Raw genomic sequence first — 9,241 nt, 5'->3', positions numbered from 1 at the left:
CGCCGCACGCGCTATCCCGGGCTCGTCTCCGATCCGGGCCACGAGCGCGCGGCCGCCCAGTTCACGGGCTTCGGCTCGATCATCAGCATCGAGCTCGACGACGCGACGTCCGCGGACGCCTTCGTGGCGTCCCTCGCCCTGTGGCTCCCCGCGACGTCGCTCGGTGGCGTCGAATCGACCATCGAGCGGCGCCGGCGGCACGCCGCCGAGCCGCTCACGGTTCCCGAGGGACTCGTTCGGCTCAGCGTCGGGATCGAGAACGTCGAGGACCTCTGGGCCGATCTCGCGCAGGGCCTCGACTCGCTGGACTGAGCCCCTCGCCGCCGAGTGGCCTCGCACTCGGTAGGCTTGGACCGTGAGCGGCCAACTTCTCATCTTCTATATCGACACCACTGTCGGGTACCTCGTCTCGCTCGTGTGTGCCGTCCTGTCGGTGTGGGCGTTCGTTGACTGCACCCTCCGCAAGGGCCCCGCGTTCCAGGCGAGCTCCAAGCGGACCAAGGGCTTCTGGCTCGGCCTCACGGGCGCCGCGACGTTTGTCACGGTGCTGTCAGTGCTCGTCCCCACACCCTTCTTCGGCCTGAGCCTGTTCAACATCGCCAGCGTGACGATCGCCGGCGTCTACCTCGCGGACGTGCGCCCCGCCGTCACCTCGCGCTGACCGCGCCGTGGTGCAGAAGGCCCGCCCGGTCCGGCCGGCCCGCGGCGGCCCCGTGGGCAACGTTACGCGGGGCACCACGAACCCCAACCGCATGCGGCGCGTCGACCGCTGGATCACTGGCGCTCACGCGCGCCGGCTTCGCTCCTTCCCTCGGGCCCCGCTCGCCGTCGACCTCGGCTACGGCGGTCACCCCGCGACCGCCGTCGAGCTCTTCGACCGGCTCCGGGTGGTCCGCTCCGACTTCCGCCTCACGGGCGTCGAGATCGAGCCGGGCCGGGTCGAGGCGGCCAAGCCGCTCGAGCGCGAGGGGCTTGACTTTCGGCTCGGCGGATTCGAGCTCCCCGTCGGGGAGCGGCCCGCCCTCGTCCGCGCGTTCAACGTGCTCCGGCAGTACGAGGAGACCGACGTCCCCGCGATCTGGGAGCTCGTCTGCTCGCGGCTCGCGCCGGGCGGGCTGTTCGTCGAGGGCACCTGCGACGAGATCGGCCGCCGCGCGGCCTGGGTAGCGCTGGACGGCGGCGGCCCCCGCACGCTCTCCCTCGCCGTGCGCTTCGGCTCGTTCGAGCGCCCGTCCGACGTCGCAGAGCGGCTCCCGAAGGCGCTCATCCACCGCAACGTCCCGGGCGAGCGCGTCAACGCGTTCCTCGGCGCGCTCGACGACGCGTGGCTCGCCTCCGCTCCGCTCGCTGCCTTCGGGACGAGGCAGCGCTGGATCGCGATGGTCCGCGCCGCCAAAGAGGCCGGTTGGCCGGTGCTTCACGGGCCGACGCGCTGGCGACTTGGCGAGCTCACGGTCGAGTGGGACGCCGTCGCACCGGGCTCCGCCGCGTAGACGACTTCGGGGCGGTGTCCCGCACGGCGGGTCAGGGGACGATGAGGACCTTGCCGGCGACGGTGCCGGACTCGGCCAGGCGTAGCGCCTCCGCGGCGCGGGCCAGCGGCAGCTCGGCGGCGATGTGGGCGGTGACCTCGCCGCGGCGCAGCGCGTCGAAGACCGCTGCCAGGTCGGCGTGCAGCCGGGCCCGGAAGTCGTCGGCGCGCAGTTTCCTGCCAGCCCAGATGTTGAAGAAGTGGGCGCGGCGGCCGTTGGGCAGCGCGTTCCACAGCAGGGTGCGGCCGATGATCTTCATGACCGGCCACAGCTTGGATCCGGTGTCGTCCCGGGTGGATGCGCTGCCGTAGGCGACGAGAGTGCCGCCAGGGGCGAGCAGGTGCCAGGAGTCGATGACACTTCGTCCGCCGACATGGTCGAACACCGCGTCGACCCCGTGCGGGGCCCAGTTGCGGACCTGGTCTGGCACGTCGCCCGCGCGGTAGTCGACAGGGGCGACACCCATGGACCGCAGTGTGTCGTGGTTGTGCGGCGAGGCGGTGCCGATCACCTCGGCGCCGGCGGCGAGGGCGAGCTGGGCCAGCACCGAGCCGACGCCCCCGGCGGCTCCGTGCACCAGGACGGTCTGCCCGGCACGCACCCGGGCCTTGCGGTGGAGCATCTGCCAGGCGGTGAGGCCGTTGACCACGACCGTTTCGGCCTGAACCGCGCTCAGTCCGTCGGGAACAGCTACTGCATCGAGGGCCTCGAGCAGTATGTGGCTGGCCCAGCCCCCGACCTTCACCAGCGCCGCCACCCGGCGACCGACCAGCTGCGGGTCGCCCCCCGCGCCGATCGAAACCACCCGGCCCACCAGGTCGTATCCGGGCACGAATGGGAACGGCGGCTGGTCGTAGTACCGGCCGCGGCGCATCTGCTGCTCGGCGAAGGACACCCCGGTTGCCTCCATGGCGACCAGAACCTGACCGGGCCCCGGGCTGGGCACCGCCGTGCGACGGATCTGCAGGCCCTCCGGGTCCACGATCCCGGGCAGGACGATCTGGGTGAGGCGCTCGCTGTCCACGGCCACGCTCCTGTGATAGATGTTTTCGCGTTCGTTAGAAGTTGTAACTCACCACTTCAGCGATAGTCAATCACCTTCGTGATAACTTCTAACTACTGGCTAGATGAGGGAAGGTGGTCTGGCTGTGGCTGAGTCGGTCGCGGAGTCGCCCAGGGAGCGCTACCGCACCCAGATGCGCGAGGAGATCAAGAAGCAGGCCTGGGCGCAGATCGCCGAAGCCGGGGCGTCGGCACTGTCCCTCAATGCGATCGCCAAGCAGATCGGCATGACCGGACCGGCCCTGTACCGCTACTTCGCCAACCGGGACGAGCTGATCACCGAGCTGATCAGGGACGCCTACCGAAGCCTGGCCGATGTCTTCCGTGCCCGGGCCGAGGCCGGTGCCGGTCTCGCGGAACTGGCACAGGCCCTGCGCGAATGGGCCCTGGCCGACCCTCAGCGGTATCTGCTCATCTACGGGACCCCGGTACCCGGCTACCAGGCGCCGCCGGACATCACCGGGATCGCCGCCGAGCTGATGGCTGTTCTCCTCGACGCCACTGCCGCCGAGGAGCTCCCCTCCGGGCCGCCGCAGTCCCCGCTGCACGAACACCTGGCCGGCCATCGGGCCTGGGCAGCAGGACACACGGCGACCCCGGCGGGGCTGCACACGGCCCTGACCTTCTGGACTCGCCTGCACGGCGTGCTGTCCCTGGAGCTCGCCGGCCACTTCACCGGCATGGGCTTCGACCCGGCCCAGCTGTACGCCGCCGAGGTGAAGGCGATCGCCAAGGGCGGAGGAGGCTGACCGCGACAGGAGCGGGTTGAGGGAGGCCCGAGGGAAGCTCTCGCCGTAGAAGGCCCGACCGCCCACAAGAATGCGTCACGAGACGGCCCCGGGCCGGGCCGCTCGATAGCATGGCCCCATGACTTACACGCTGATCCTGCTGCGCCACGGGCACAGCGACTGGAACGCCAAGAACCTCTTCACGGGCTGGGTTGACGTGGACCTCAACGACCAGGGTCGCAAGGAGGCTCAGCGCGGCGGGGAGCTGCTCGCGGAAAAGGGCCTCAACCCGGACATCCTGTACACGTCCCGGCTCAAGCGCGCCATCAACACTGCGAACATCGCCCTCGACGCGGCCGATCGCGGTTGGATCGACGTCAAGCGCTCATGGCGGCTCAACGAGCGTCACTATGGTGCGCTCCAGGGCAAGGACAAGGCCCAGACGCTCGCCGAGTTCGGCGAGGCCCAGTTCATGGAGTGGCGCCGTTCGTACGACGTCCCGCCGCCCCCGCTCCCGGACGACTCAGAGTTCTCCCAGGCCGGCGACCCCCGCTACGCGGACCTCGGCGACGACCTCCCGCGCACCGAGTGCCTCAAGGACGTGCTGATCCGCCTCCTGCCGTACTGGGAGTCGGAGATCAAGGAGGACCTCAGGGCGGGCAAGACGGTGCTCGTGACGGCCCACGGCAACTCGCTCCGCGCGCTCGTGAAGCACCTCGACGGCATCAGCGACGCGGACATCTCTGGCCTCAACATCCCCACCGGCATCCCGCTCGTGTATGAGCTCGACGAGGACTTCAAGCCCACCAACCCGGGCGGCACGTACCTCGACCCCGCCGCCGCGGCGGCGTCGATCGAGGCGGTCAAGAACCAGGGCAAGAAGTAGCGCAGCCGGGTCACGCCTCACGCCAAAACCGTCTCCTCCGCGCTACGACCGTTCCAGAGAGGCATAACCGTCCGGCGGGACCAACGGTTATGCCTCCGAAGGGCGGCCATGTCGCGGGACGGACGGTTACGCGCCCCACAACAGACGACGGCGGCCGCTCACCGGGGGCCCACAGTGCCGAGGGACCCGGAGCATGCGAAGCGTGCTCCGGGAGGCGCTGGGGAGTGAGCGGCCGCCGTCGTACTCCCGCACGTTGCGCCGTCACGTTGGCAGGGTGCTCGCACCGAGCAAACGTGTCGGCGCAACCGGGACGTCAAACCGGGACGTCAGTTCGACGTCATGTCCCCGTCCCACTCGCCGGTCACGAGATACGAGACCTTGCGGCTCACGGAGACGCCGTGGTCGGCGAACCGCTCGAAGTAGCGGCTCGCGAGCGCGGCGTCGACGGCGAGTGCCGGCGAGCCCGTCCACGAGGAATCGGCGATGGCACGGAAGACGCCCGCGTGCAGGTCGTCGATCTCGGCGTTGGCGCCCTGGATCTTCGCGACGAGGGAGAGATCGTGGGTCTCGAGGAGCTCCGCGACGTCCGCGATGATGCTCCGGTCGAGCTCGGCCATGCGCGCGAACGTCTTGGCGAGCGACTCAGGGACCGCGCTCTCGGGGAAGCGCAACCGCGCGAGCTGCGCGACGTGGCGGGCGAGGTCGCCCATGCGCTCGAGCGAGGCGCTCATGCGCAGCGAGCCGACGAGGGTCCGGAGGTCGCTCGCGACCGGGCCCTGAAGGGCGAGGATGTCGATGGCGCGCTCGTCGAGCGCGCTCTGGCGGAAGTCGATCCGAGCGTCCTCGGCGATGACCTCTTGGGCGAGGTCAACGTCCGCGCTCTGGAAGGATTCGATGGCCTTGTCGAGTGCGGTCGCGACGAGACGGGCGATCTCCACGAGATCGTCGTGGACCGACTTGAGTTCTTCCTGAAAAACTTTGCGCACGGCAGTGTCCTTTCCTCGGTGCTCCGTGTCGCTGCGCACGGGCGCGGGAATGCCGTCCCGTCCGATGCCTCGCGGGTGCTTCGACTCGTCACACTCTCAGCGGCAGATGAATACTTGCCACCTGATACGTGAACGATACGTGAACCGGGGCTTGAGCTCGCGCACTCGGTCTGAGCACGTCGGGGCCCGCCCCTAAGCTAATGGTGTGGATCCTCTCGTCGTCGGCATCGTCGCGGGTCTTCTTGGCCTGTCTTTCGGCGCCTTCGGCGTCCTCGCGTTCCGGGCGAGCGAGCGTCAGCGTGCCCTCCTCGAGGTCGCCCCTGGGGAGGCGACTTTCCCCGAGGGTGCGGCCGACGTGCTCGCGGTGCTCGGCAAGGCGTTCGTGGTGGTCGACGCGATCGACAGCGTGGTTCGCGCCAGTCCGGCGGCCTATGCGTACGGGCTCGTCCGTGGGCACACGGTGGTGCACCGCGAGCTGCTTTCAATGACGGCGAAGGTGCGCGGCAACGGCGTCGTCATCGAGAAGCAGTTCGAGCTTCCGCGGGGCCCGCTCGGCCAGGGCACCATCATCGTCCTGGTCCGCGCGGCCATGCTCGGCGAGGAATACATCCTCCTCCTCGCCGACGACCGCACGGAGATCACGCGCACGGAGCGCATCCGCAACGACTTCGTGGCGAATGTCTCGCACGAGCTCAAGACGCCGGTCGGCGCGATCTCCCTCCTCGCGGAGGCGCTCGAGGCGAGCCCCGACGACGAGGACGCCGTGCGCCGCTTCGCGCAGCGCATGCACAAGGAATCGACGCGCCTCGCGGCGCTCGTCCAGGACATCATCGAGCTCTCGCGTCTCCAAGCCGCGGATATCGTCCATCAAGGAAAGGTCGTGGACGTCAACGAGGTCGTCGCGGACGCGGTCGACCGGTCCCGGCTCGCCGCAGAAGCCAAGCACATCTCCGTGGTGGTCGGAGGCACGAGCGCTCACAGGGTCTACGGCGACCCGGATCTCCTGGTCAACGCCTTCCGCAATCTCATCGACAACGCGATCCGCTATTCGCCCGGCAACACGAAGGTCGGGATCGGCATCCGGGACAAGGACGGTCTTGTCTCGGTGTCCGTTGCGGACCAGGGCGACGGGCTCAAGCCGGAGGACCAGGAGCGCGTGTTCGAGCGTTTCTATCGGGTGGACGCCGCAAGGTCGCGGCAGACGGGCGGCACGGGCCTTGGCCTGAGCATCGTCAAGCACGTCGTGGAGAACCACGGCGGCGAGGTGACCGTGTGGTCGCAGCTCGGCAAGGGCTCGACCTTCACAGTGCGGCTGCCCCAGATGGAGGAAGACCAAGGTGCTGAGAGCCCGGAACCGGGCCGGCGCCAGGAAGGGGCCACTCGGCCCCCTGAGCAAGGAGCGATCGCTTGAGCAGGATCCTGATCGTGGAGGACGAGGAATCGTTCAGCGACCCCCTGTCCTTCCTCCTCGGTAAGGAGGGCTACGAGGTCGAGGTGGTGGACAACGGCACAGACGCTCTCGTGGAATTCGACCGGAACGGCGCCGACCTCGTCCTTCTGGACCTCCAGCTGCCGGGCACCCCCGGCACCGAGGTCTGCAGGCAGCTTCGCCAGCGTTCGAATGTGCCGGTCATCATGCTGACGGCCAAGGACTCGGAGATCGACAAGGTTGTGGGGCTCGAGCTCGGCGCGGACGACTACGTCACGAAGCCGTACTCGTCCCGCGAGCTCGTGGCGCGCGTGCGCGCCGTCCTCCGGCGGCACGGAGAGCCCGAGGAGCTCATCTCGTCGACCGTTCAGGCCGGGCCCGTGCGCATGGATGTCGAGCGGCACGTGGTGAGCGTTGACGGCGAACAGGTGGCCCTCCCGCTCAAGGAGTTCGAGCTGCTGGAGATGCTCCTGCGGAACTCCGGGCGTGTCCTGACTCGCGGCCAGCTGATCGATCGCGTGTGGGGTTCGGACTACGTCGGGGATACGAAGACCCTCGACGTCCACGTCAAGCGGCTCCGCAGCAAGATCGAGCCGGACCCCTCGAGCCCGCGCTTCCTCGTCACGGTGCGCGGCCTCGGCTACAAGTTCGAGCCCTGATCGACGCCGGCGCGCACGCGCCGCGGCGCCGCATTGACAACGGCGCGCACAGACGACGGCGGCCGCTCACCATCTGGGGTGAGCGGCCGCCGTCGTCTGTAAGGGGCGCTGGGTGAGCTACTTGCTCGGGGTCGCGGAAGGCGTCGCGGACGCCGAACCCGACGCGGAGCCCGAAGCCGAGCTCGAGGCGCTTGAGGTGGCGCTCGGCGATGGGGTCGGCAGGTAGGTGCGGTAGTCCGCGATGGTGCCGTCGAGCACCGGAACCTTGACGCTTTGGCTCGTGCCGCCCGCCTTTACCGTGACGTCCACGAGCGAGCCGGGGACCCCGCCCACGTGCGAGAAGTCGACCGGGGTGGACGTGGTCTCGAGGCGGACCTCGCCGTTCTTCGGGATGGTCACGGACACGGTGTTCGACGACGGGGTCGACAGCGACACCGTGAGGTCCTGGCCGGACGTGTTGAAGAGGGTGCCGATCATGCGGCCGGGCGCGTTCGCGCTGACGGACTGCGAGGAACCGGACTTGCCGGTCGAGGCGATGAGCACGTTGCGGAGCTGGACCGACCCGACGTCGGCGCGGATGCCATCGGACGCCGAGTACTGGATGGACGTCTGCTGAGGGTTGATGTAGCCGCATCCGGTGGCCGTCAGCAGACCCAAGCCCAGAGCGGCTGCGAGAGCAACGCGCGTGGCCGGGGTCGAAGCAGTGAAACGCACAGCTCGCTCCTGTGTCGATGGTGTCTGAGGTCTGGTCGCCCCTAGCGTAGCCCGATTTTCGACAGATCGTAGATTCCGCGACGCTCGCGCGTGTGACGTGAAGCACTTTCTTGACGATTCGTCAAGCCCCGCTGGGTCCCTGCGGCAATCGCTCTCCCGCGTCATTCCGCCGATCGCGGGGCATCCTCCGGCCGGGGGCTTCGGTCGGTCGTGATAGACTGGCTTGCGGGAAAGGGGAATGTCCACATGGTTTTTGAGGTTGGCGAGACGGTTGTTTACCCCCACCACGGTGCAGCCAAGATCGAAGAGATCAAAATGCGCACTATCAAGGGCGAAGAGAAAATGTATCTCAAGCTCAAAGTGGCTCAGGGTGACCTGACGATTGAAGTACCAGCTGAGAACGTGGATCTTGTAGGGGTCCGCGACGTTGTGGGCAAGGAAGGCCTCGAGCACGTGTTCGACGTCCTCCGCGCCGAGTTCACCGAGGAGCCGACCAACTGGTCACGCCGTTACAAGGCCAACCTCGAGAAGCTCGCGTCCGGCGACGTCATCAAGGTTGCCGAGGTGGTTCGCGACCTGTGGCGCCGCGATCAGGATCGTGGGCTCTCCGCAGGTGAGAAGCGGATGCTGGCCAAGGCGCGTCAGATCCTCATCTCGGAGCTGGCCCTCGCGGAGAAGACCGACGAGGAGCAGGCAGCGACCGTCCTCGACGAGGTTCTTGCCTCCTAACCGCAAGGTTTCGGAAGGCCCCCAGCTTAGGCTGCGGGGCCTTTTTGGCGTTCTGGGGGCCGGTTTCCCCGGCTCCTCTCCCGGATTCCCCACGTTCCGGCGCCGCTCACCGGCGTGTTGGGCCACATGGCGGCGCGTCGCGGTCCTCGGCGGCGCAGAAGTTGGGGAGGCCTGCGGAGAAGTTGGGGACGGCGGCGTGACGCTACGCTTGAGCCCGTGACCCCCGCCAACTTCCCAGCCGACGCCGCGGCCGAGCTCGCCGAGCTGCCGGAACGTGGGCCTGAGCGCCCGGAGCACCGCGCGCCCGAGCCGCCGCTCGCCGTCGTCGTCGTTGCCGCCGGAGCCGGCACCCGGCTCGGGTACGGGATCCCGAAGGCGCTCGTGCCGGTTGCGGGGGAGCCGATGCTCATCCACGCGCTCCGCGGAGCGATCGCGGCGGGCATCGCGCGCCAGCTGTGCGTCGCCGTCCCCGCGGACGACGACAAACTCGCGGCCGTGTGCCGAGCGTTCGCCGAG

Annotated in this window: 12 protein-coding genes; 9 read left to right on the top strand and 3 right to left on the bottom strand. The window is 69.0% G+C overall.

Features of this window, described 5'->3' with window-relative positions; all coding sequences use genetic code 11:
- The 3 genes from ACLN58_RS13130 to ACLN58_RS13120 form a co-directional block, all read left to right on the top strand.
- On the top strand, nucleotides 1–312 hold a 312-nt coding region (locus tag ACLN58_RS13130; RefSeq protein ID WP_415855710.1), incomplete at its 5' end, for a PLP-dependent transferase.
- Between the two features lie 43 nt (nucleotides 313–355).
- Nucleotides 356–661 (top strand): DUF2516 family protein, encoded by a 306-nt coding sequence (locus ACLN58_RS13125; protein WP_415855709.1) that lies wholly within the window; start codon nucleotides 356–358, stop codon nucleotides 659–661.
- A 52-nt stretch (nucleotides 662–713) separates the two neighbouring features.
- Nucleotides 714–1,493 (top strand): class I SAM-dependent methyltransferase, encoded by a 780-nt coding sequence (locus ACLN58_RS13120; RefSeq protein ID WP_415855708.1) that lies wholly within the window; start codon nucleotides 714–716, stop codon nucleotides 1,491–1,493.
- Between the two features lie 31 nt (nucleotides 1,494–1,524).
- On the opposite strand, the gene ACLN58_RS13115 is transcribed toward ACLN58_RS13120, so the two are convergent.
- Nucleotides 1,525–2,556: a medium chain dehydrogenase/reductase family protein gene (locus tag ACLN58_RS13115; protein ID WP_415855707.1), complete on the bottom strand. Its 1,032-nt coding sequence runs from the start codon at nucleotides 2,554–2,556 to the stop codon at nucleotides 1,525–1,527.
- A gap of 124 nt (nucleotides 2,557–2,680) precedes the next feature.
- Here ACLN58_RS13115 and ACLN58_RS13110 point away from each other — a divergent pair, with 124 nt between their 5' ends.
- Nucleotides 2,681–3,343 (top strand): TetR/AcrR family transcriptional regulator, encoded by a 663-nt coding sequence (locus tag ACLN58_RS13110; RefSeq protein WP_415855706.1) that lies wholly within the window; start codon nucleotides 2,681–2,683, stop codon nucleotides 3,341–3,343.
- A gap of 118 nt (nucleotides 3,344–3,461) precedes the next feature.
- Entirely contained in the window at nucleotides 3,462–4,208 is a 747-nt protein-coding gene (locus tag ACLN58_RS13105; protein WP_415855705.1) for a phosphoglyceromutase, read from the top strand.
- Nucleotides 4,209–4,534: 326 nt separating this feature from the next.
- Here the strand turns inward: ACLN58_RS13105 and phoU are convergent, their stop codons facing one another.
- The gene (gene phoU / locus ACLN58_RS13100; RefSeq protein ID WP_415855704.1) at nucleotides 4,535–5,194 is read right to left on the bottom strand and encodes a phosphate signaling complex protein PhoU; all 660 of its coding nucleotides are present in this window, start codon (nucleotides 5,192–5,194) and stop codon (nucleotides 4,535–4,537) included.
- A gap of 205 nt (nucleotides 5,195–5,399) precedes the next feature.
- Between phoU and ACLN58_RS13095 the strand changes: the two genes are divergently transcribed.
- Together ACLN58_RS13095 and ACLN58_RS13090 are read left to right on the top strand one after the other, a co-directional pair.
- Complete coding sequence (locus ACLN58_RS13095; protein WP_415855703.1) at nucleotides 5,400–6,605, top strand: sensor histidine kinase; 1,206 nt, start codon at nucleotides 5,400–5,402, stop codon at nucleotides 6,603–6,605.
- A complete protein-coding gene (locus tag ACLN58_RS13090) occupies nucleotides 6,602–7,282 on the top strand; it encodes a winged helix-turn-helix domain-containing protein (protein WP_415855702.1) in 681 nt (226 codons plus the stop codon). Before ACLN58_RS13095 ends, ACLN58_RS13090 begins: the two co-directional genes overlap by 4 nt.
- A gap of 117 nt (nucleotides 7,283–7,399) precedes the next feature.
- Here ACLN58_RS13090 and ACLN58_RS13085 read toward each other — a convergent pair whose 3' ends face one another.
- Nucleotides 7,400–7,996: a hypothetical protein gene (locus tag ACLN58_RS13085; RefSeq protein WP_415855701.1), complete on the bottom strand. Its 597-nt coding sequence runs from the start codon at nucleotides 7,994–7,996 to the stop codon at nucleotides 7,400–7,402.
- Nucleotides 7,997–8,242: 246 nt separating this feature from the next.
- Here ACLN58_RS13085 and ACLN58_RS13080 point away from each other — a divergent pair, with 246 nt between their 5' ends.
- Together ACLN58_RS13080 and ACLN58_RS13075 are read left to right on the top strand one after the other, a co-directional pair.
- Complete coding sequence (locus tag ACLN58_RS13080) at nucleotides 8,243–8,725, top strand: CarD family transcriptional regulator (protein WP_066495480.1); 483 nt, start codon at nucleotides 8,243–8,245, stop codon at nucleotides 8,723–8,725.
- A gap of 216 nt (nucleotides 8,726–8,941) precedes the next feature.
- Nucleotides 8,942–9,241: 2-C-methyl-D-erythritol 4-phosphate cytidylyltransferase (locus ACLN58_RS13075; RefSeq protein WP_415855700.1), on the top strand; the 300-nt coding region annotated here is incomplete at its 3' end.

It is taken from the genome of Sinomonas sp. G460-2, assembly GCF_047759905.1.
Classification (GTDB): domain Bacteria; phylum Actinomycetota; class Actinomycetes; order Actinomycetales; family Micrococcaceae; genus Sinomonas.
This window is presented reverse-complemented; position numbering and strand designations above follow the sequence as displayed.

Bases quoted from the DNA above. Each gene is read 5' to 3' on its own strand.
- ACLN58_RS13105 (WP_415855705.1), top strand. From the start codon at position 3,462: ATGACTTACACGCTGATCCTGCTGCGCCACGGGCACAGCGACTGGAAC.
- ACLN58_RS13080 (WP_066495480.1), top strand. From the start codon at position 8,243: ATGGTTTTTGAGGTTGGCGAGACGGTTGTTTACCCCCACCACGGTGCA.